This is a genomic window from Comamonas sp. CAH-2, assembly GCF_009668305.1.
GTDB classification, from domain to species: Bacteria; Pseudomonadota; Gammaproteobacteria; order Burkholderiales; family Burkholderiaceae_C; genus Comamonas; species Comamonas aquatica.
Genome location: NZ_VSWF01000030.1, coordinates 1 through 21,202, shown reverse-complemented (window position 1 = coordinate 21,202; position 21,202 = coordinate 1). Strand labels below are relative to the sequence as shown.

15 protein-coding genes and 1 pseudogene are annotated in these 21,202 nt (G+C 69.1%); 6 read left to right on the top strand and 10 right to left on the bottom strand.

What is annotated here, in order from left to right:
- Positions 1–63: 63 nt before the first annotated feature.
- The 3 genes from FYM52_RS14460 to FYM52_RS14450 all read right to left on the bottom strand — a co-directional run bounded on the left by FYM52_RS14460 (position 64) and on the right by FYM52_RS14450 (position 3,815).
- Positions 64–1,221: a peroxidase-related enzyme gene (locus tag FYM52_RS14460; RefSeq protein ID WP_154164606.1), complete on the bottom strand. Its 1,158-nt coding sequence runs from the start codon at positions 1,219–1,221 to the stop codon at positions 64–66.
- Entirely contained in the window at positions 1,218–2,708 is a 1,491-nt protein-coding gene (locus FYM52_RS14455) for a SidA/IucD/PvdA family monooxygenase (protein WP_154164605.1), read from the bottom strand. The genes FYM52_RS14460 and FYM52_RS14455 overlap by 4 nt, the downstream gene beginning before the upstream one ends.
- A gap of 81 nt (positions 2,709–2,789) precedes the next feature.
- Complete coding sequence (locus FYM52_RS14450) at positions 2,790–3,815, bottom strand: tripartite tricarboxylate transporter substrate binding protein (RefSeq protein ID WP_042413714.1); 1,026 nt, start codon at positions 3,813–3,815, stop codon at positions 2,790–2,792.
- Between the two features lie 230 nt (positions 3,816–4,045).
- Here FYM52_RS14450 and FYM52_RS14445 point away from each other — a divergent pair, with 230 nt between their 5' ends.
- The 4 genes and pseudogenes from FYM52_RS14445 (at position 4,046) to FYM52_RS14430 (ending at position 8,707) form a co-directional block, all read left to right on the top strand.
- Entirely contained in the window at positions 4,046–4,921 is an 876-nt protein-coding gene (locus tag FYM52_RS14445; RefSeq protein WP_154164604.1) for a PhaM family polyhydroxyalkanoate granule multifunctional regulatory protein, read from the top strand.
- Between the two features lie 52 nt (positions 4,922–4,973).
- On the top strand, positions 4,974–6,245 hold the full coding sequence (locus FYM52_RS14440; protein WP_154164603.1) for an FIST N-terminal domain-containing protein: 1,272 nt from the start codon (positions 4,974–4,976) through the stop codon (positions 6,243–6,245).
- Positions 6,242–7,552 (top strand): annotated as a pseudogene (locus FYM52_RS14435) (MFS transporter); the annotation flags it as partial. The gene FYM52_RS14440 and the pseudogene FYM52_RS14435, both read left to right, overlap by 4 nt.
- Positions 7,553–7,615: 63 nt before the next feature.
- Entirely contained in the window at positions 7,616–8,707 is a 1,092-nt protein-coding gene (locus FYM52_RS14430) for a zinc ribbon domain-containing protein (protein WP_162524740.1), read from the top strand.
- An 87-nt stretch (positions 8,708–8,794) separates the two neighbouring features.
- Here FYM52_RS14430 and FYM52_RS14425 read toward each other — a convergent pair whose 3' ends face one another.
- Positions 8,795–10,231 (bottom strand): GGDEF domain-containing protein, encoded by a 1,437-nt coding sequence (locus FYM52_RS14425; RefSeq protein WP_154164601.1) that lies wholly within the window; start codon positions 10,229–10,231, stop codon positions 8,795–8,797.
- Positions 10,232–10,408: 177 nt separating this feature from the next.
- Positions 10,409–11,581, bottom strand: a complete 1,173-nt coding sequence (tgt, locus tag FYM52_RS14420) for a tRNA guanosine(34) transglycosylase Tgt (protein ID WP_154164600.1) — start codon at positions 11,579–11,581, stop codon at positions 10,409–10,411.
- A gap of 90 nt (positions 11,582–11,671) precedes the next feature.
- Here tgt and FYM52_RS14415 point away from each other — a divergent pair, with 90 nt between their 5' ends.
- On the top strand, positions 11,672–12,160 hold the full coding sequence (locus FYM52_RS14415; protein ID WP_043382696.1) for a universal stress protein: 489 nt from the start codon (positions 11,672–11,674) through the stop codon (positions 12,158–12,160).
- Positions 12,161–12,199: 39 nt separating this feature from the next.
- Here the strand turns inward: FYM52_RS14415 and FYM52_RS14410 are convergent, their stop codons facing one another.
- The 3 genes from FYM52_RS14410 to FYM52_RS14400 form a co-directional block, all read right to left on the bottom strand.
- Entirely contained in the window at positions 12,200–12,628 is a 429-nt protein-coding gene (locus FYM52_RS14410) for a hypothetical protein (protein ID WP_042413845.1), read from the bottom strand.
- A 251-nt stretch (positions 12,629–12,879) separates the two neighbouring features.
- Positions 12,880–14,079, bottom strand: coding sequence for a phospholipase A (locus tag FYM52_RS14405; protein ID WP_154164599.1), 1,200 nt, complete (start codon positions 14,077–14,079; stop codon positions 12,880–12,882).
- A gap of 175 nt (positions 14,080–14,254) precedes the next feature.
- The gene (locus FYM52_RS14400; protein WP_154164598.1) at positions 14,255–16,318 is read right to left on the bottom strand and encodes an ATP-dependent helicase; all 2,064 of its coding nucleotides are present in this window, start codon (positions 16,316–16,318) and stop codon (positions 14,255–14,257) included.
- A gap of 203 nt (positions 16,319–16,521) precedes the next feature.
- On the opposite strand from FYM52_RS14400, the gene FYM52_RS14395 reads away from it, so the two are divergent.
- The gene (locus FYM52_RS14395) at positions 16,522–17,475 is read left to right on the top strand and encodes an AEC family transporter (RefSeq protein WP_162524739.1); all 954 of its coding nucleotides are present in this window, start codon (positions 16,522–16,524) and stop codon (positions 17,473–17,475) included.
- Between the two features lie 348 nt (positions 17,476–17,823).
- Here FYM52_RS14395 and FYM52_RS14390 read toward each other — a convergent pair whose 3' ends face one another.
- Together FYM52_RS14390 and priA are read right to left on the bottom strand one after the other, a co-directional pair.
- Positions 17,824–18,957, bottom strand: coding sequence for an asparaginase (locus FYM52_RS14390; RefSeq protein ID WP_154164597.1), 1,134 nt, complete (start codon positions 18,955–18,957; stop codon positions 17,824–17,826).
- A gap of 180 nt (positions 18,958–19,137) precedes the next feature.
- The coding region (gene priA / locus FYM52_RS14385) for a primosomal protein N' (protein WP_238826227.1) at positions 19,138–21,202 on the bottom strand (2,065 nt) is incomplete at its 5' end.

Here is a 21,202-nt window from a genome sequence, read left to right as displayed (position 1 = left end):
CCGCCCCCAGCCGGCGTGCGCCAGGTGGGGGCGGTGCGTATCCGGTCCTCGGGGCGTCTGGGCTCAGGCGGCCTGGGGCCAGATTTCCACGCCCAGGTTCAGCATCAGGCGGTTGGCCCAGCCGAACAGCGCGGCCGAGTGCATCATGTCGAGGATTTCCAGGTCGGACAGGCCGGCCTCGCGCAGGGCCAGCACGTCGCGGGCGGCGAACGCGCCCGGTGCGCGCGTCAGCACCAGCGAGGCCTGGATGATGGCGCGCTCGCGCGCATTCGTGCCGGCCGTGTCCGGGTCATCGAACAGCTGGGCCATCACGTCGTTGCGCTTGGCCAGTTGCTCGAAACGCTGGGCGTGCACGGAGGCGCAGTACACACAGCCGTTGCTGCGCGACACGGCCGTGGCCGCCACTTCACGCTCCGCACGCGACAGGCCGCCGGGCGCATACATGATGGCGTTGAAGGCCTGTGAACGCTCCAGCAGCACGGCGGGCTGGCGGCCGAGCAGCAGGTAGAAGTCCATGGTCTTGGCCTTGGGGTGGCTGATCTCCAGCACCTTCTGCTGTTCGGGCGTGGCCGTGGCCGGGTCCAGCACCGGCAGCCAGGACTTCCAGTCCAGCGTCTCGCTGGTGAAGCCGTTGCGGCGCAGCGGCTCGCCCGGGGCGGGCAGGTTGGCGGGGTGCACAAACGGTGCGGCCGCCACGGTGTCGGGAACCGCACTCGGGGCGATGCCGCCCAGCGCCGCCATGGCCTGCACGCCGACCAGCAGGCGGGCCTGGTAGGCCACAAAACCGACCAGCTGGGCCAGCAGCACGGTGTCGTCCACCGACAGGCCGGCCGCCGGGATGGCCAGCAGCGTGGCCTGGTCGCTGTGCGCAGGCTTCAGAGCCAGGGTGCGCACAAAGTGCAGCGTGGCATCCAGGCGCGCATCGCCGGTCTGCGCACCGGCCTGGTCCAGGACGCTGCGCAGCGCGGGGGAGAGCGCGTCGCCCAGGGCCAGCGCGCGGGCGCGGTACTCGGCCGCCAGGGCGTCCACGCCGCTGACGCGGGCCTGCTCGGCGGCCAGCACCAGGCGTTCGATCTGCGACAGGCCCGCCGTCAGGGTGGCGCCCAGCAGCAGGTCTTCGCAGGCCTGGGTGGCCACGGCGACCTTGCTGCGCTCGTGGCGGGTGGCGAATACGGGGTTGCCGGCGGCGAGGCCGGCCAGGCGGTCAATGGTGTCGGTCATGAAAAAACGTTTCCGTCGTGCAGTTGGCGAATGCGTGCGGCGCTGTCCGCGGCGGTCCATTCCGTGCCGTCCAGTTCGGGCTCGGCATAGGCTTGCAGCTGGGCGAAGTGGTGCTCGATGTCTTCTCGGTAGAACAGCGCGGCCAGCCCCTGGGCCAGCTTGCGGGCGCCGTCGCTGATGGCGGGGATGTCGCCCGAGATCGTGCCGTGGGACAGCGCGGCCGGGTAGCAGAAGCAGTGAATGCGGTCCAGCCCAGGCTGGGCGCCGGGTGTCTGCTCCTGAAATTCAAACAGCGCGCCCAGGTCGGGGGAGGCGGACAGTTCCGCATCCTCCTGCCCGGTGGCGGGTTGGTAGCGCTGGTTCCACAGGCGCACATGGGGGGCGATGTCGGCAAATTCCGGGCGCAGGCGCCAGTCGATGGCAAAGCCGGTGGAGACGATCAGAAAGTCCAGCACGAACACGCCCAGGGTGGTGTGCACGTGCAGCTTGTTGCCCACGGGTTCCACGCGCTGCACCGCGCAGCCCAGGTGGAAGTGGGCGTTGGCATGGCGCGCCACGCGCAGGGTGCTGCCCTGCGGGGGGGGCACCTGCTGGGCGTTGATGTAGTGGCGGATGCGCCATTTCCAGTCATCGGACAGCAGGTACTGGCCGTGGGTCAGGCCGGGCACGCCCGAGCCCTTGGACTTGTTGATGCGCGGCAGGTCGCTGCGGCGCACCAGCAGGTCCACGCTGGCGGCGCCTTGCTCCAGGGCCGTGCCGGCGCTGTCCATGGCCGAGGCACCCGCGCCCACCACGCCCACATGCCGGCCGGCCAGCGTGGTGTAGTCCATGGCATCGGACGAGTGGGCCCAGAAGCGGCGATCGATGCCGTGCATAAAGGCAGGCACCTGCGCGCCACCCAGGCCGTCGCGGCCGGTGGCCAGCACCAGGCGGCGTGTGAACCAGGTGCGGGTGTGGCCGTCGGCGCGCACGTCCACGGCCACCAGGCCATCGGCCTGGGGGCGCACGGCGAGCACCTCGTGTGCGTTGCGCACATCGGCGCCGGTGACGCGGCGGTACCAGCGCAGGTAGTCCATCCATTGCAGGCGCGGGATCTTGTCGAGGGCGGTCCAGGCCTCCAGGCCGAACTGCGCGATGAACCAGGCGCGGAAGCTCAGCGCAGGAATGCCCAGCGCCGGCCCGGTCAGTTCCTTGGGCGAACGCAGGGTCTCCATGCGCGCCGTGGTGGCCCAGGGGCCCTCGAAATCGCGCGGCGAGCGGTCCAGCAGCACCGGGCGGATGCCGACCTGGCGCAGGGCCACGTTCAGCGCCAGGCCGGCCTGGCCGGCGCCGATCACCAGCACGTCGTGCACGTCCTCGCCGTGGTGGGTGCGGGCGGGCAGCCAGTTCTTGGCCGGCCAGCCCAGGGTGGTGAAATCGTCGCGCAGGCGTTCTTCCAGGGCCGACAGACCAGCCGGCTGGGGGAGTGAAGCAGCGGAAAAAGACATAACAAAATCCAAAAAGCGCCTGAAGCTCGCGAGAGCGGCAGGCGCAGAGCAGCAGGCAGTGCTGCGATCCTAAACGTGGAATCAGTCGATGCTGATCTTGGCGTCCTTGACCACCTTGGCCCACTTCAGGCGGTCCTGGTGCACGGTGCGCTTGAACTGCTCGGGCGATTCGATGCGCAGGGTGTTGCCCTGGGCGGTGAAGCGATCGCGCACCTCGGGCAGTTGCTGCGCCTCATGGATGGCCTGGCTGAGCTTGCGGATGACCGGTGCGGGCGTGCCCTTGGGGGCGAACACGCCGAACCAGATCGAGCTGTTGAAGCTCTCGGTGCCGGGAATGCCGCTGGAGGCGATGGTCGGAACTTCCTTGACGGCTTCCACGGCCTTGGCCGTGGTTACGCCCAGCAGGCGCACCTTGCCGGCCTTGTAGTGGGGCAGCACGCTTTGCACCTGGTTCATGATGCAGCAGGTCTCGCCGCGCAGCACCGAGCCGATGGCTTCGGGGCCGCCCTTGTAGGGCACATGCACCATGTCCAGGCCCAGGCGGGCATTGAGTTCGGCGAAGGCCATGTGGGTGCCTGCGCCGTTGCCGGTGGAGGCGTAGTTGTACTTGCCGGGGTTGGCTTTGACGGCCGCCACGAACTCCTGCAGGTTCTTGACGTCCAGCACGTTGGGATTGACGGTCAGCACGTTCGCCACGTCGATGATGGGCGCGACGGGGATGAAGTCGGCCTCCACATCGAAGGGCAGGTTCTTGTACAGCGCGGCGTTGCTGCCGTGCGTGGCGGCGGTGCCGAAGTACAGCGTGTAGCCATCGGGCTTGGCGCGCGCCACGTATTCGCTGCCGATGTTGCCGGCTGCGCCGCTCTTGTAGTCAATGATGATGGGCTGGCCCAGGCGCTGCGACACGGGCTCCTGGATCGAGCGGCCGACCATGTCCACGCCGGAGCCGGCATTGAAGCCCATGATCAGGGTCACGGGGTGCTGGGGCCAGGCCGCGGGTTCGGCCGCCTGGGCGGCCCAGGGCAGCAGCGCCAGTGCCGCCATCGCGGCCAGGGAGGACGGGGCGGCCCGCAAGGACCGGGACAGGGGACGGGACAGCAGGCGCATGGTGCAAAGCGTTCAAAAAATCAGGGATCTACTTATTTTGATTGCAAAATAATTACGGGCTTTTATATGCTTATGTGGAATAAAGCGTGCTTCCGCGTCCGCATCGGCCGGGGTGCGGTGTGCGTTGCAGATGACAAGCCAGGCGCGTCCTTGTGCAGTAAGCTTGTGTCACGCGGCCCGGAGCGCTGGATGCGCCTGGGTTTTCATCGGCTCTTGCTTGCAGGCTTGCTATGAGTGACACCTCGGCTTTCGGTTTCGGCAAATTCATCCCCGGTTTCGATTTCTTGCAGAACCTGGGCAAGGCCGGCCAGGGCGCATCGGCGGTACCGCCATTTGCCCACTGGGTCGCCCCCACGGTCAGCGTGGAAGAGATCGACAAACGCATCGAAGAACTCAAGGCGGTGCAGTTCTGGCTGGAACAGAACAACCGCGCCCTCAGCGCCACGGTCCAGGCCTTGCAGGTGCAGCGCATGACGCTGTCCACCTTGCAGGGCATGAATGTGAACCTGGCGGACCTGGCCCAGGGTTTCCCTTTCGCGGGCGCAGCCAAGGCGGCGGCGGATGCGGCCACGGGCCAGCCGCTGTCCAACTGGCCCCTGCCGGACCAAGCGGCCGCCGATCCGGCCCCCGCTGCACCAGTACCGCCGGCCGCGGACGAACCTGCGGCCCCTTCGGCTGCAGAGGCCGCCCCGGCCGCCGGGATGGCCACGGCCATGCAATGGTGGGGGGCGCTGACCCAGCAGTTCCAGCAGATCGCCCAGCAGGCCCTGCAGGACCCGGCCCAGCAGCAGGCCGTGAAGCAGGCCACGCAGATGGGCTCCGACTTCGCCAAGGTGGCCGTCCAGACTGCCAGCGACATGGTGCGCCAGGCGGTGTTGCAGGCCATGCCCGCCAAGGCGGAGGCCGCGCCGGCCGCCAAAACGCCGGCGGCGAAGAAAACCACCCGCCAGCCGGCGCCCGCCGCCGCGGCGCGCCAGCGTGCACCGGCTGCTGGCAAAACGGCCACGGCGAGCAAGGCGGCCAAGCCTGCGCCGCGCAAGTCCGCCGCGGCCCAACCGGTGGCGAAGACCAAGTCCGCTGCAGCACGCAAAGCGGGCGCGCGCTGAGTCCCTGGGCTGACCACGGCGCGGCGGTGGCTGCGCAAGGAGCGATCGCGTGATGCCGTTTTTCCCTTGCGCCCATGCCGGTCATCCGTTGTGGCAGCACGCGACCCGGCAGGTGATCGTGCAGTTGCAGGCGCAGATCAGCATGCAGTCCCCGACGGTCCGGCATGGCCTGGGCCTGGTCTATGTCTCGGCCTCGCTGGCGGCGCACGCGGCCGAGATCGTGGGTACGCTGGCACAGGCCCTGCCCCAGGTGCAGCATTGGGCTGGCTGTGCCGCGCACTCGGTGCTGGCCGGGGACATGGACTATGGGCACACCGGCGCGGTGGCGGTGATGCTGCCCGTGCTGGCGCCGGGCGACTACCAACTGTTTTCCGACATCGCCACCCACAAGCCGACGCAGCCGGGCGTGACCGCCCAGGCGGCGCTGGTGCATGGCGATGCTGCGGCCCCCGCGCTGGTGCCGCAACTGATCGAGCTGGCGCGCCAGCTCGAATGCCCGGATCTGCTGGGTGGCCTGGGCCATCTGGGCCAGGACCATGCCCAGTGGGCCTGGGGCAGCACGGCATCGGGCCGCCTGCCGGCCACGGTGGGCGGTGGCGGGGTGCAAAAAGGCGGGCTGTCGGGGGTACTGTTCGGGTCCGGGGTGGAACTGCTGAGCGTGGGCATCCAGGGCTGCCGGCCCATGGGGCCATCCCACACCGTGACCCACGCCGAAGGCGCGGCCCTGCTGGCGCTGGATGGCCGGCCGGCCCTGGAGGTGCTGTTTGGCCACTTGAACTGGCAGGAGGCCCTGGCAGCGCCCGGTGCGGCGCCCCACCGGCTGCCGGGGGAATTGCGGCAGACGCTGCTGGCGCTGTCACCCCCCCACCCCTGGGTCTACGGCGCCAGCGTGGCCCTGGCGGCCCACGTGCTGTCGGTGGTGGGGATCGACCCCCTGCGGCAGGCTGTGTTTGTCGAGGGCCTGCCGCAGCCGGGGCAGACCGTGACCCTGTGCCAGGCGGACGAGCAGGTGGCGCGCGCCGAGGTGCGCCGGGCCTGCGCCGAGATCGGCGACTGGCTGGCGCCAGAGCCCACGCCGGCCCAGGACGGCCAGGCCACGGCGATTGGCCGCAGCATCTGCGGGGCCATCTACATCCGCAGCGCATTGCGCCACCCGGTGCCCCGCAGCGCCCAGGTGGATGCGGAGTTGCAGCTGATCCGCCATGCCCTGGGGCCCGTGCCGCTGCTGGGTTTTACCAGCACCTATGAAGTCGATGGCACCGCGCTGCAGCAAATGAGTGCACAGTTGCTGGTTTTCACCCAGCCGCTGCAGGCTTTGACATGAGCGACCACACCCCCCAGTTCGGACTGCTGCGCCAGCGGCGGTTCGGTCCTTTCTTTGCCACCCAGTTCCTGGGGGCGGCCAACGACAACCTGTTCAAGTTCGCGCTGACCGTGCTGGTGACCTACCAGTTGCAGGTGGCCTGGCTGCCACCCTCGGTGGCGGGGCTGGTGATCGGGGCGTTGTTCATCCTGCCGTTCGTGCTGCTGTCGGCCACGGCCGGGCAACTGGCCGACCGCATGGACAAGGCGGTGCTGATGCGGCGCGTCAAGGACTGCGAGATCGCCATCATGGCCGCGGCCCTGCTGGGCTTTGTCCTGCAGTGGCCGGCTTTGCTGCTGCTGTGCCTGGTGGGCATGGGCGTGCATTCCACCTTCTTCGGTCCGGCCAAGTTCGCCTACCTGCCGCAGGTGCTCCGACCCTCGGAGCTGACCGGGGGCAACGGCATGGTGGAGATGGGCACCTTCGTCGCCATTCTGCTGGGCAACATGGTCGGTGGGGTGCTGATCGCCACGCCCGAGGTCGGGCGCATCCATGTGGCCGCCAGCTGCCTGGCGCTGGCCCTGCTGGGTCGCTGGGCCGCTGGCGCCATTCCACCCCAGGGCACGCCGGCGGTGGTGCACCGCATGAACTGGAACCCATGGTCCGAAACCCTGGCCAACCTGCGGCTGGCGCGCACCGATGGCCTGGTGTTCCGGGCCGTGCTGGGCATTAGCTGGATGTGGTTCTTCGGGGCCGTGTTCCTGGCGGAATTCCCGGTGCTGGCCAAGGAGGTGCTGCACGGCAGCGAACAGGTGGCCGCCTTGCTGCTGGTGGTGTTCTCACTGGGCGTGGGCACCGGGGCGCTGCTGTGCGAGTCCCTGTCCCGCGGGTGTGTCGAGCCCGGCCTGGTGCCTCTGGGCGCGCTGGGCATGAGCGTGTGCTCGGTCGACCTGTGGTGGACGCTGCAGGGCCTGCCGCCCACGGCCGGCATGCTGGGGCTGGCGGAGTTCTGGCATGCCCCGGGGCGCTGGCGCGTGCTGCTGGACCTGTTCGGTCTGTCGCTGGCCGCCGGGGTCTACAGCGTGCCGCTGTACGCCCTGATCCAGCAGCGCAGCCCGGTCACGCACCGGGCGCGCATCATCGCGGCCAACAACATCCTGAATGCGCTGTTCATGGTGTCGTCGGCCGTGCTGGCCGGGGCCCTGCTGGCGGCCGGGCTGACGGTGCCGCAGCTGTTCTTGTGCCTGGGGGCGGCGAATGCCGTGTTCGTGGCCCTGATGTGCTGGCGCGACCCGCAGTACCTGCGGCGCAGCAAGCACTGGCTGCTGCGCCTGGCGGGGCGCATGCAGCCGCCATCCGCATAATGCGCGCAGTACATGAGGAGGTAGGCCGTGGGTAAATCTTTGCGTTGGTCGGAAACCTGGTTTCGCCGGGGTCTATGGCTGGTGGCGGTGGTCTTTGCCAGCTTCCTGATCGGTCTGGGCTCGGCGGTGGTGGACGACCTGCCCCAGGTCGAGCAGCGCCTGGAGCTGGACGACTTCCTGGACCTGCGGCAGGCCCAGCCCCTGCGCAATGAGCAGGAATCGCTGCGCGCGGCGCAGCGCCAGGCGCTGGAGGCCCGCGACCAGGCCCAGCTGCGCTGGCAGCAGGCGCGCAGCGACACGCAGGCGGCGCGCGACACCTTCAGCAACTGGATCGCCACGCGCTCCGCCACCCAGCGCAGCGAGCAGGACCCCGAGGTGATCCGCCGCACCCAGGCGCTGGAGCAGCTGCGCCAGACCGAGCGCCAGGCCCAGCAGCAGTTGCAGGACCAGGAGCAGGCCCTGCTGAATGCGCGCCAGCAGGCCACGCGCGTGGGTGACCGTCTGCAGGCGCTGGAAGACACGGCGCACGAGGCGTTGCAGCGTGCCCAGCGCGCGCAGGAGCTGCGGGTGTTCCTCTACCGCCTGGCCCTCACGCTGCCCCTGCTGGTGTTGGCCGGCTGGCTGTTCGTGAAAAAGCGCAAGAGCCCCTGGTGGCCCTTTGTCTGGGGCTTCATCTTCTTCGCGCTGTTCGCCTTCTTCGTCGAGTTGGTGCCCTACCTGCCCAGCTATGGCGGCTATGTGCGCTCGGCCGTGGGCATCGTGCTGACGGTGCTGATCGGGCGCTGGGCCATCGTGGCGCTGCAGCGCTACCTGGAGCGCCAGCGCCAGGCCGAGGCCCTGCCGGCCACCCAGCGGCGCACGCAGATGACCTACGACAAGGCCTGGGGCCACCTCAGCAAGGGCGTGTGCCCGGGCTGCGAGCGGGCCGTGGACCTCAAGGATGGCGTGACCGATTTCTGCCCGCATTGCGGCATCGGCCTGTTCGAGCCCTGCACCGCCTGCCAGGCGCGCAAGAGCAGCTTTGCCAAGTTCTGCTTCCACTGCGGGGCCGCGGCAGCCACGCCGGATGCGGTGGCGCCGGATGCACCGGGCACGCCGCCGTCCTCCGCAGGTTCATAAAAGTGAGCGCATGGCGCGCGCTGTGGCGGGGTTTTCAATGCCTTGGTGCTTGAACTCAGCGCACAGCGTGCGCCAGCCGCTATGGTTTTACATGGATGACGGAGCCAGCGCCGGCCCGTACTGGCGCACCTGGTTGCGGCCGCTGCGCTTGGCCATGTAGAGCGCCGCGTCGGCCTTGGACAGCAGCTGCTCGATGCTGTCCTGCGGGCCGATCGACACCACGGCGTGCAGGCCGATGCTCAGCGTGACCTGGAAGGGGGCGCCATCCTCCAGCGGAAAGCGGTGGTCGCGCAGGCGCTCGCAGATGCGCTGGCCCACGGCCAGGGCCTGTTCGCGCTGGGTGCGCGGCAGCAGGATGGCGAACTCCTCGCCGCCCAGGCGGCCCAGCAGATCGTCGGGGCGCAGCGCCTCGCTGGCCAGCCGTGCGAAGGTCTGCAGCACCACATCGCCCTGGGCATGGCCGTAGCGGTCGTTGACCTGCTTGAAATAGTCGATGTCCAGCATCAGCACGGCGACGGACTGGCCGTCCTCCTCCAGGCGCGAGAGCAGCTTCTGGCCGCGCTCCATCAGCGCCCGGCGCGCCAGGACCCCGGTCAGGTAATCATGGTGCACCGCGTGGTGCAGCTTCTGCAGGGCCTGCATGCGCAGCGTGTAGGCACTGGCCACGGCCAGGGGTGCCAGCGACAGCATGGCCAGCCCGGTGCGGTAGGACAGCACATCGTCCAGGTGCGCCGGAACAAAATCGAAGGCACTGAAGGCCAGCAGCCCGGTTTTCCACAGGCAGACCAGCAGGCTCAGTACGGTGACCGGGAAGACGCCATAGCTCATCGCGCACCAGACCATGGCGGGGATGCTGAAGGCGATCGCGCCGTTGCCGCCGATCAGCTGGCTGAGGGCCTCGCTGAGAACCAGGGCCAGCAGCGGCAGGGCATCGTTCCAGGAGCGTTGCTGTTTGGTCAACGGCCAGGTCCAGGGCCAGCCGCCGGGGGCGGCCAGGAACACCGGCAGGATCAGCACGTAGTTGTAGAACTCGGCCGACAGCCACAGCAGCGCCGACTGCCACAAGGGCATGTGGAAGGCGACCGCGCTGGGCCAGGCCCCCGCCAGCGTGCTGACCGTGGCCGCCAGCAGGCACCCCAGGAAGACGGTCATCACGGAGCGCTGGTTCTGGAAGCCCAGCACCTGGTTGCGCACGCGTGCCAGAAGCAGCCAGCCGGCCAGCACGCCGATCAGGTTCGCCAGGTTCAGCGTGAGGGCCATGAATGGCGTGGCACCGGTCAGCAGGTCGGCGGCGATGTAGGCCAGCAGCGCGCACAGCCAGCTGCCCGGGTGGCGCGCCAGCTCGGGGTGGCGCAGCAGCAGGCCCAACAAGATGGCGTTGGCCGGCCAGAAGGCCGCCATGGACCCCAGCGGGCGGCTGTAGACGCCCAGCAGGCAGGCCAACAGGATGCCGGCGGTCAGTGCGGCTTGCCCGCGCCAGACGGACGGGGGCTGGACAGAAGGGGCGGAGGCATCCAGGGACACGGGTGGGCGCAGGGGCTGCAGGAGTGGGGGCCCACCCATTCTCGGTATTTCCTGCGGCACCCAAGTAGGACACAGGACCGGCCTGCTGCCGTTCGTCGACTTGGACCGGCGGCAGGCCCGCCCAGCGGGCGCAAAAAAGCCTCCCGCAGGAGGCTGGCTGGTGGGCGTGCCGCGGGCTCAGACGCCGCGCGCGCGGTCGGCCTTGAACTGGGCGCGGAACTGGGCGAAGGTGCCGGCGTCCAGCGCGTTGCGCACTTCCTGCATCAGGTTGAGGTAGTAGTGCAGGTTGTGGATGGTGGTCAGCATGGGGCCCAGCATCTCGCCGCAGCGGTCCAGGTGGTGCAGGTAGGCACGGCTGAAGCCGTCGCGCCCGCCGTTGTCCCAGCTCACGCCGCTGGCGCCGGCACAGGCGTGGCAGGTGCAGGTGGTGTCCAGCGGCTGGTGGTCGCTCTTGTGGCGGGCGTTGCGCAGCTTCAGGTCGCCGTAGCGCGTGAACACCGTGCCGTTGCGCGCGTTGCGCGTGGGCATCACGCAGTCGAACATGTCCACGCCGTCGGCCACGCCCTGCACCAGGTCCTCGGGCGTGCCCACGCCCATCAGGTAACGGGGCTTGTTGGCCGGCAGCAGGTGGGGCGTGTGGGCCATGATCTCCAGCATCTCGTCCTTGGGCTCGCCCACCGAGACACCGCCCACGGCGTAGCCGGGGAAATCCATCTCCACCAGCGCCTGCAGCGATTCCTCGCGCAGATTGGTGTACATGCCGCCTTGCACGATGCCGAACAGCGCGTTGGGGTTCTCCAGGCGCTCGAACTCGTCCTTGGAGCGCTGGGCCCAGCGGCGGCTCATCTCCATGGACTTGCGCGCTTCGGCTTCCGTGGTCTTGTGGCCGTTGGTCTCGTACGGCGTGCACTCGTCCAGCTGCATCACGATGTCCGAATTCAGGATCGTCTGGATCTGCATGCTGACCTCGGGCGACATGAACAGCTTGTCGCCGTTCACCGGGCTCTGGAAGTGCACGCCTTCTTCGGTGATCTTGCGCATTGCCCCCAGCGACCAGACCTGGAAGCCGCCGGAGTCGGTCAGGATGGGCTTGTTCCACTTCTCGAATCCATGCAGGCCGCCGAAGGTCTTCATGATGTCCAGGCCGGGGCGCATCCACAGGTGGAAGGTGTTGCCCAGGATGATCTGCGCGCCCATTTCTTCGAGGCTGCGGGGCATCACGCCCTTGACGGTGCCGTAGGTGCCCACGGGCATGAAGATGGGGGTCTGGACCTTGCCGTGGTTCAGGGTCAAGGTGCCACGGCGGGCGTGGCTGGTCGGATCGGTGGTGAGAAGTTCGAACTGCAGCATGATGGCGCGCATTGTCCCAGAAGCCGTGGCGGGTCGCGCTGGGCGGGTCTATAGTGGAACCCAGCCCGCTACTACGACAAGGAGAACGCCATGTACGCCAACATCATGATCGCCATCGACGGCTCCAACGAATCGCTGCAGGCCGTGCACCAGGCCCTGTCCCTGGTGGGCCGGGGGCTGCGTGCGGAAATCGCCCTGGTCAACGTGCAGGAGCCGGCCTCGCTGCTGCAACTGGCCACGCAGGACTCGGACGCGATTGCCGCCGCCGCCGTGGAAGCGGGCGAACACCTGATGGCCGAAGGCGCCGCACTGCTGGACGCCGCGGGCGTTGGCTACTCCATGGAGGTGGTGCTGGGGGAACCCGCCACCGTGCTGGTCGACATGGCCGAGGAAATCGATGCCGACCTGGTGCTGCTGGGCGCACGCGGCATGGGCGCCATCGAAAGCGTGCTGGTGGGCTCGGTCTCCAAGGCCGTGATCAGCCGCTGCACCCGCCCGGTGCTGGTGGTCAAGCTGCCCGAAGACCCGGCCCAGGCCGTGCTGGGGGACGAGCCGGATACCGAAGAGGTGGAATCCTGAGCCGGTGATGGCACCCGCCCGCTGCGGCGGGGGCCTGCGTCAGGCGGCGCGGCGCTGCCAGCCTTTGCTGTGCGTCTGGCTGCCGTGGGCCTGCTGGCGCGTGCCGGCGCGCGGCTGCAGCTTGCCGTGCGGCAAGGAGGCCAGCCGCTGGAACATGCGGCGGCAGTAGCCGCGGATCCACAGGCACTTGTTGATTTCCTCGACCGGGAAGGGGCCGCTGATGACGATGATGTCCTCGGCGGCCTGCCACTGGCCGGCCGCGCGCAGGCGGCGGCGGGCGGTGGTGGCCCAGGACTGGATGCGCGACGGCGTGCCGTGCTGGTGCACCTCGCCGGTGTACAGGTCGAACGCGATGGCCAGCAAATCTGTCTTCAGCTTGAAGCGGCGCTCGCCTGTGACTGCGCTGGGCTGGTCGCGCATGTCGTACAGGTAGTAGCTGCCGGCTTTGAGCTGGTATTGCAGATTCATGGTCATCCTTGGTGCCGCATTGTCTGCGAACGTCCATGCATGCAAACAAAGGAAATTGCGGTGCGGGCACCGCCTGTTTGTGGGAGCGCTGGCTCCCCGCGTCCCACGTGCCGCCGATTCTGCGCCAAGCCTGCGGCGGCCACAAGCGCTGGCGATGGGCGGAAGCGCCGGCGGTGATGATTGTTAATAAAAATAGCTTCCAGCACCCATTTGGTGCGCGCTGGAAGCTATCGTTTGCGAAGTGGCGGCGCTCAGAAGTCCAGCAGGCTCAGGCCCACGGCCAGCGAGGTGCGCTTGCTGTTGTAGTCGATCAGGCTTTCGCCGTAGCCGCTGAACAGCTGCACGTGCAGGCGCAGGTTGCTCTTGCCGCCGTTCCAGCCCGAGCCGATGGTGCGCAGCCATTCCAGGCGCCCCGAGCCGTAGCCCTTGCCCAGGCTGCCGCGCGCCGTCAGGCCCAGGGTGTTGGCGTCGTTGACGTTCCACAGCAGCTTCACCTCGCCGCGACCCCAGTAGTTCTGGATCCCGGGGTTGTCGTCGTCGGGCGTGCTCTCGGACATGCGCTTCCACAGCTTGGCGTGGACCTGCCAGCGGTGGCCCAGCTCGGCGCCGGTCATCACGTACCAGCGGTTCCAGCTGCGCGACAGCGGATCGCTCTGGCCGTTGGAGTGGTGCACCATGCCGGCGCCGCTGTAGCGCCAGCGCCAGCCGCCGGGCAGTGCGGCGTCGGTGGGGTAGACGTAGAAGATCTCGGGCTCGTGGTCCGTGGTGCGGAAGGGGCGCGAGAGATCGGGGTTGAACACCTGCCAGAACGACTGCTGGGTGTAGCCGACCCAGACCGAGTCCTTGCGCCCGGAGCTGGAGTCGGTCAGCAGGCCGGAGGCGATCTTGGTGCGCGCCGACAGCTGGATGCGCATTTCCTGCGGCTGGTAGTCGCGCACCGGGGCGGGCTCCTTGCCGGGGCTGCTGGGCTGCTGGTTGATGTGGTCGCTGCGCAGCACCGACACCGACAGTGGCTTGTAGCCGCGGAAGGTGAAGGTGCCGCAGTCGCTGCCGGGCTCCAGCTCGAAAAAGCGCGAGATCTCGCTGTAGCGCGGATCGCGGCAGCCGCCGTTGGTGGGCACCAGGCCCTGGCCGGGCAGCACGTCGGCCTGCACCATGGGGGCGTTGGCGGCCTGCTGCAGCACGGCCTCGGGCTGCTGGCTGGCACTGGCCGTCGGGGCCAGCCAGGTGCTGGCCGGGGGCGGGGTCAGGGGTTGCTGTTGCTGCGCCCAGGTGTCAAAACAGGCCAGGCGGGCCTGGTTGTCGGTGGTGGCGGCGCATTGGCGCCAGGCCTCCTCGCGCACGGCGGCGGGCGCCTGGGCCTGGGCGGTGGGCAGGGCGGTGAGGGTGGCCAGCGCGGTGGCCAGCGAAGTCCAGTGCAGGCGAGGGGAAGGGGTCAGGGATCGTGCCATGGCGGTGTCGGGGCGGTGCTGCCGTGCAGCCTCGGTGGAATGCTGGCGCAGCATACGGGCTGTGTCCAGCCGGTGGCGTCAGCCAAAGGCGACGTTGCCGGCGGTCGCGGTGTGCAAATGTTGCGCTTGGGGCCATGCAGCCCAGGTGGGGCTTGCGTGACCAGCTATGAAAAAATCAGGACTTGGGCGCCGCTTCGGCCTTGCGTGCCAGCTGCTCGCGCAACTGGCGCAGCTTTTCGCGCGGGTCTTCACGGGCGGTGCTGGCGTCCAGGTTCATCTCCTTGATGAAGCGGCTGGGCTGGCACTGCACCATCTCGCGGCCTTTCTTGCGTCGCTTGGTCCAGCTGACTACCAGCGTGCGCTGGGCGCGGGTAATGCCCACGTACATCAGGCGGCGCTCTTCCTGCAGGCGGGCGGCGATGTCGTCGCTCACCTTGTCCTGCTTGCCATCGTCATCGTCGAGCTTGAAGGGCAGCATGCCTTCGGTCACGCCCACCAGCATCACGTGCGGCCACTCCAGACCCTTGGAGGCGTGCAGGGTGGACAGGATCACCATGTCCTGCTCTTTCTCGCGCTCGCTGATGGTGGACAGCAGCGCAATGTTCTGCGCCACTTCCAGCAGGCTCTTGGTTTCGGTCTGCGTGGTCGTGCCGGCTGCGTCTTCGATTTGACCACCGGCACGCTGGCTCATCCAGTCGCAGAATTCCAGCACATTCGTCCAGCGCGCCGCGGCCACGGTCTCGCTGTCTTCGCTGTCGTACAGGTACTGCTCGTAGCCAATCTCCTTGAGCCAGTCGAGCATGAAGCTGCGCGAAGCCTCGGCCCCCAGGGTGTGGCGGGCGCGGTATTCCAGGTCGTTGATGTAGCGGCCGAATTCCAGCAGCCCCTCGTGCGCTTTCTTGGGCAGCACGGCCTCGAGCATGTGGCTGAACAGGGCGCCGAACATGGACAGCTTGTGCTGGCCCGAGAACTCGCCCAGCTTGCCCAGCGTGGTGTGACCGATGCCGCGCTTGGGCGTGCCGATGGCGCGCAGGAAGGCCGGGTCGTCGTCGTTGTTGATCCACAGGCGGAACCAGGCGCACAGGTCCTTGATTTCGGCCCGGTCGAAGAAGCTGGTGCCCCCCGAGACCTTGTACGGGATGCTGGCCTTGCGCAGCGCCTTCTCGAACGGCTTGGCCTGGTGGTTAGCGCGGTACAGGATGGCGAAGTCCTTCCACGCCGGCTGCGGGTTGGCGTTGGCGCGCAGGCTCAGGATGCGCGCCACGGCACGCTCGGCCTCGTGCTCCTCGGTGTCGCAGTCGACGATGCGTACCGGCTCGCCCTCGCCCAGCTCCGAGAACAGGGTCTTGGGAAACAGCTTGGGATTGGGGCCGATCACGTTGTTGGCCGCGCGCAGGATGGCAGACGTCGAGCGGTAGTTCTGCTCCAGCTTGATGAGCTTGAGGTGGGGGTAGTCGATGGGCAGCTTCTTCAGGTTGTCCAGCGTGGCGCCGCGCCAGCCATAGATGGACTGGTCGTCGTCGCCCACGGCGGTGAAGTGCGCGCGTTCGCCCACCAGCAGCTTGAGCAGCTCGTACTGCGTGGCGTTGGTGTCCTGGTACTCGTCGACCAGCACATGGCCCAGCATGCGTTGCCATTTCTCGCGCACCTCGGCATGGCCGCGCAGCAGGCGCATGGGCATGCCGATCAGGTCGTCGAAGTCCACGCTCTGGTAGGCGGTCAGGCGCTCCTCGTAGCGCTGCATGATCAGGGCGATGCTGCGCTCGTGGTCGTCCTGGGCCATGGCCAGGGCCTTGCGGCTGTCCCAGCCGGCGTTCTTCCAGTTGCTGATGGTCCACTGCCACTGGCGCGCCGTGGCCACGTCGGTGGTGCCGCCGGCGCAGTCCTTGAGGATGCCGGTCACGTCGTCCTGGTCCAGGATGCTGAAGCTGGGCTTGAGGCCCAGCACGTGGCCGTCCTCGCGCACCATGCGCACCCCCAGCGAGTGGAAGGTGCAGATCATCACGTCCTTGGCGGCCTTGCCGATCAGGCCCTTGGCCCGCTCGCGCATTTCGGCGGCGGCCTTGTTGGTGAAGGTGATGGCGGCGATGCGCTTGGGCGCCAGGCCGTTGTCGATCAGCCGGCCGATCTTGTGCGTGATCACGCGTGTCTTGCCCGAGCCCGCGCCCGCCAGCACCAGGCAGGGGCCTTCGGTGTAATGGACAGCTTGGAGTTGGGCGAGGTTCAGACCAGCAGACATGGGGCAGGAAGGGGGGCAGCAAAGACGGACAAACAACAAACGCCTGGCAGGCAGGCGTGCCCCATCATACGCAAGCCCACCCGGTGCCGCGAGGGGCCCTGGCCTTGCCCGCGCAGGCCAAGAGTTTGCAGACGGCAACACTTGTCGCCTGCGCGTAAGCGGTGTAGGCGAACGTCGGGGTGCTGCTGCCACAATCGCCCACCGTGCTGTCCATTCTTGCTGTCACCTTTCCCTTCTTCGCCCTGGTGCTGTGCGGCTTCATCGCCACACGCCGCGGGGTGCTGCCGCTGGCCGCCATTCCCGGGCTGAACACCTTTGTGCTGTATTTCGCGCTGCCGTGCATGCTGTTTCGCTTTGGGGCGCAGACGCCCATCGCCCAGCTGCTGGACCCGGTGGTCGGCGCCGTCTACCTGGGCTGCGGCCTGCTGCTGGTGGCCGGCACGGTGCTGGCCACGCGCCGGCGCTGGGGCTGGAACGACGCCGCGTTTGGCGCCCTGGTGGCGGCCTTTCCCAACTCCGGCTTCATGGGCGTGCCGCTGCTGGTGGCGCTGCTGGGCGCGGGCAGCGCCGGCACGGTGATCCTGACCATGGCCATCGACATGCTGATCACCACCTCGCTGTGCATCGCGCTGTCGCGCCTGGGCCAGGGTGAAGGCGGAGCCCTGGCGGCACTGCGCAAGGCCCTGGGCGGCATGCTGACCAACCCCATGCCCTGGGCGATTGCGCTGGGGGCCGTGGCCTCGGCCAGCGCGCTGCAGCTGCCCGGGCCCATCGACCAGACCGTGGCCATGCTGGCCGGGGCAGCCTCGCCCGTGGCGCTGTTCACCATCGGGGCGGTGCTGGCGCGTTCGCAGATGAACCAGCACGAACAGGTGGCCGCGCGCCACTACGTGCCGATCGCCCTGGCCAAGCTGCTGCTGCACCCGCTGCTGGTCTGGCTGGCCTGCCAGCTGGCGCTGGCGGCCGGCGCCGCGTTGGCCACTGAGACGGTGGTGGCCCTGGTGCTGGTGGCGGCCCTGCCCAGTGCCAGCAATGTGTCGCTGCTGACCGAGCGCTTCGGCGCCCACGGCGGGCGCGTGGCGCGCATCATCCTGGTGAGCACGGCGCTGGCCTTTGTGAGCTTTTCGCTGGTGGTGGATCTGTTGCTGAAAAAATAAGAGCGTTCAGCGCAGGTGGGCATGGGCTGGAAGGTCATTTGATGCGTATCGGTGCCGGGTACGTCCTGCCTGGCGGCTTGGTGACCTGTCGGTGCCGGTGCGGGCCTCGCGGCACGCTGCGCGGGCGGTGTGCACGAGAGATGCTCGTGAAAACAAGAGCGCCCAGCGCAGTCAGGGACTGCGCTGGGCGTTGATTAGATGCCTGTGTGCGCCATCGGGCGTGGCCGGCGCAACTGGCGTGGCCCCGCGCGTGGACATCGCGCCAGGGCTACCCCGCCGCACCGGTGTCGCCCCCCCCCTCCCGCATCGCGAGCGAGGGGAAAAGGCGCACCGCACCTCAGAGGGGCTTCAATACTCCCAGAACATGCGCTGCAGCTCCTGCGTGCTGGCGCCCTTGGCCAGGGCCAGCATGGTCAGGATGCGCGCCTTTTCGGGGCGCAGGTCGTGGGCCACCACCCAGTCGTACTTGTCGTCGGGCTGCTCGGCGTTGCGCAGCACGAAGCCATAGGGCACGCGCGAGGCGCGCACGATGACGGTGCCCTTGGCACGCGCGTCCTGCAGCGGCTTGACCATCCGGTCGGCCACCGAGCCATTGCCCGTGCCGGCATGCACGATGGCCTTGGCGCCGCCGGCGACCAGGGCGTTCACGGCCGTGTGCTGCACGTTGCCGTAGGCGTAGACGATGTCCACCTGTGGCAGGGCCGTGATGCTGTCGATGTTGAACTCGGACTGGTTGGTGTGGCGCTTGACCGGGGCGCGGAACCAGTAGTTCTTGCCTTCCACCACCATGCCCAGCGGGCCCCACTGGCTCTGGAACGCGCCGGTCTGGATGTTGATGTCCTTGTTCACGTCACGGGCGGTGTTGATCTCGTCGTTCATGGTGACGAACACACCCTTGCCCTTGGCGTCCTTGGAGGCGGCCACGCTCACGGCGTTGACCAGGTTCAGCGCACCGTCGGTCGACAGCGCGGTGCCGGGGCGCATGGAGCCGACCACGGCGATGGGCTTGTCGGTGTGCACCGTCAGGCTCAGGAAGTAGGCGGTCTCGGCCAGGGTGTCGGTGCCGTGGGTGATGACGATGCCGTCCACGTCGGCCTGCTTGGCCAGCTGCGACACGCGCTGGGCCAGCTTCAGCAGGTGGTCGTTGGTGAAGCTCTCGGAGGCGATCTGGAACACCTGCTCACCGGACACCTTGGCGATGTTGCCCAGCTCGGGCAGGCCGGCCAGCAGCTTGTCCACCGGCACCTTGGCGGCCGAGTAGGTGGCGCTGTTCATGGCCGAGGCGCCGGCGCCGGCGATGGTGCCGCCGGTGGCCAGCACCACCACATGGGGCTTGGCGCTGGCGGGGGCCGCCGCCGTGGTGGCGGGGGCGGCAGCGGCAGGGGCCGCCGCGGCGCCGGGGCCGGCCGCCTGCGAGGCACAGCCAGCCAGGGCCAGGGCCGCCGAGATCAGGCTCAGGCGGAAGGTGGAAGTCAGAGACATGGGAAGCTCCCGAAAAAGAAAGTGCACCGCCCGGCGGGCAGTGGCTGGTGGGCACGATGCAACATCCGCGCCCGTCTGGCATTCGGACAAACACCGAGCCCACCGGGGCGTGCACAAATCAGGAGCTGCCTGCGCAGGCGGGATATGGGTGAACTGGTAAAAAGTGTTGCAAAACGCTTTTCACAGCGACAGCGGGTCCACATCCATCAGCCAGCGCACCACGCCCTTGTGCTGGGGCTGGCTGCGCACCCAGTGCAGCCAGGGCTGCCAGGCGTGCAAAAACCTTTGCAGGGCGCGGCGGTCGGCGGCCTCGATCAGCATCTGGGCACGCTCCACATTGGCCACGCGCTGCACGCTCATGGGGATGGGCGGGTACAGGAACACGTCGTCCAGGTGCGGTAGCTGGCCCTGGCGGGCGGCGTCGCTGACGGCGCGCAGAAAGTCCTGGGCCGCGGCCTGGGTCTTGGCGTCGGCGCGCACCAGGGTCTGGAAGGCGAAGGGCGGCATGCCGGCGTCGTGCCGCTCCTGCAGCTGGCGCGCGGCAAAGGCCGGGTAGTCGTGCTGACGCAGGGCGGCGAAGACGCTGTGCTGCGGCTCCGCGGTCTGCACCCACATCTCGGGCTGGCTGCCCTGGTCGCTGACGTAGCCGGCATCGCGCCCGGCGCGGCCGGCGGCCTGCATCAGCAGGCAGAACAGGCGCTCGGGGGCGCGGAAATCGCTGGAGAACAGGGCGCCGTCCGGCTGCACAGCGGCCACCAGGGTGATGCGCCGGAAGTCGTGGCCCTTGGCCACCATCTGCGTGCCCACCAGCACGTCGATCTCGCCCTCGTGCACCTGGGCCAGCTGGGCTTCCAGCGCCCCCTTGTGGCGGGTGGTGTCGGCATCGATGCGGCCAACGCGGGCCGGCTGGCCGTCCGGACGCTGCACGTTGCGCAGCAGGCGGGCCAGCTCTTCCTCCAGCTGCTCCGTGCCCTTGCCCAGCGGCAGGATGTCGGGGTTGCCGCAGGACGGGCAGGCCGGCGGCACGCGCTGGGTGTGGCCGCAGTGGTGGCAGCGCAGGCTGCGGTCGCCCTTGTGGAACACCTGGTGGGCGCTGCAGTGCGGGCAGTCGCTTTTCCAGCCGCAGTCGGTGCAAAACAGCACCGGGGCAAAGCCGCGGCGGTTGAGCAGCACCAGGCTTTGCTCGCCGCGCTGTACGCGCGCGGTGATGGCCTCCAGCAGCGGTGGGGCGAACACGGTGCGCTTGGGCTGCTGGCGCATGTCCACCAGGCGCACGCGCGGCAGGGCTCCGGCGCCGATGCGGCTGGGCATGTGCAGCCGCAGGTAGCGGCCCACGGCCGGGTCGCTGGCGTGCCAGCTTTCCAGCGAGGGTGTGGCGCTGCCCAGCAGCACCTGGGCGCCGCTGGCATGGCCGCGCCACAGCGCCAGGTCGCGCGCCGAGTAGCGGGCGCCTTCTTCCTGTTTGTAGCTGGGGTCGTGTTCTTCGTCGACGACGATCACTTTGAGCCCCGGCAGGCTGGCGAACACCGCCATGCGCGTGCCCAGCAGGATGCGCGCCTGCCCCTGGTGGGCGGCCAGCCAGCTCTTGAGGCGTTGCACCTCGGTCATGCCGCTGTGCATGCTGACCACGGACTGGGGGCCGAACAGCGGGGTGAAGCGCGTGGCAAAGCGCTCCTGCAGCTGGGGCGTGAGGTTGATCTCCGGCACCATCACCAGGGCCTGGGCCTGGGGATCGGCCTCCAGGGCGCGCTGCACGACGCGCAGGTAGACCTCGGTCTTGCCGCTGCCGGTGCTGCCGTACAGCAGGAAGGGGCCGGGGTGCTGCGCGATCTGGTCGACCACCTGGCGCTGCTCGGCGCTCAGGGTGACGGCCGCCTCGGGCGGGGCGGGCAAAGCGGCCACGGGTTCCACCGCCGCCTCGGCCGCGGCTGCGGCGCGCGCGGACTTGCGGGGGGGCTTTTTGGGCGCCGGCGGCTGCAGGCGCTTGGCCAACTGCTCGGGCGTGGCGCTGCGCAGCGCCGGGGGCAGGCCGGCCATGGCGATCTCGCCCAGGCTGCGCTGGTAATAGCGGGCGGCAAAGGCCACCAGGCGCAGCCAGGTGGCATCCAGCGGGGGCAGGGGCAGCACGGCGTCCAGGGCGCGCAGCTGCACGTGCGCCGGCACCGGCTCGGCGTCCTGGGGCGCCTCCCAGACCACCCCCAGCAGCGGGCGCGTGCCCAGGCGCACGCGCACCAGGGTGCCGGGG

Bases quoted from the DNA above. Each gene is read 5' to 3' on its own strand.
- FYM52_RS14445 (WP_154164604.1), top strand. From the start codon at position 4,046: ATGAGTGACACCTCGGCTTTCGGTTTCGGCAAATTCATCCCCGGTTTC.
- tgt (WP_154164600.1), bottom strand. From the start codon at position 11,581: ATGCTGCAGTTCGAACTTCTCACCACCGATCCGACCAGCCACGCCCGC.
- FYM52_RS14460 (WP_154164606.1), bottom strand. From the start codon at position 1,221: ATGACCGACACCATTGACCGCCTGGCCGGCCTCGCCGCCGGCAACCCC.
- FYM52_RS14450 (WP_042413714.1), bottom strand. From the start codon at position 3,815: ATGCGCCTGCTGTCCCGTCCCCTGTCCCGGTCCTTGCGGGCCGCCCCG.
- FYM52_RS14405 (WP_154164599.1), bottom strand. From the start codon at position 14,079: ATGGCACGATCCCTGACCCCTTCCCCTCGCCTGCACTGGACTTCGCTG.
- FYM52_RS14410 (WP_042413845.1), bottom strand. From the start codon at position 12,628: ATGAATCTGCAATACCAGCTCAAAGCCGGCAGCTACTACCTGTACGAC.
- FYM52_RS14455 (WP_154164605.1), bottom strand. From the start codon at position 2,708: ATGTCTTTTTCCGCTGCTTCACTCCCCCAGCCGGCTGGTCTGTCGGCC.
- FYM52_RS14390 (WP_154164597.1), bottom strand. From the start codon at position 18,957: ATGTCTCTGACTTCCACCTTCCGCCTGAGCCTGATCTCGGCGGCCCTG.
- FYM52_RS14415 (WP_043382696.1), top strand. From the start codon at position 11,672: ATGTACGCCAACATCATGATCGCCATCGACGGCTCCAACGAATCGCTG.
- FYM52_RS14400 (WP_154164598.1), bottom strand. From the start codon at position 16,318: ATGTCTGCTGGTCTGAACCTCGCCCAACTCCAAGCTGTCCATTACACC.
- FYM52_RS14440 (WP_154164603.1), top strand. From the start codon at position 4,974: ATGCCGTTTTTCCCTTGCGCCCATGCCGGTCATCCGTTGTGGCAGCAC.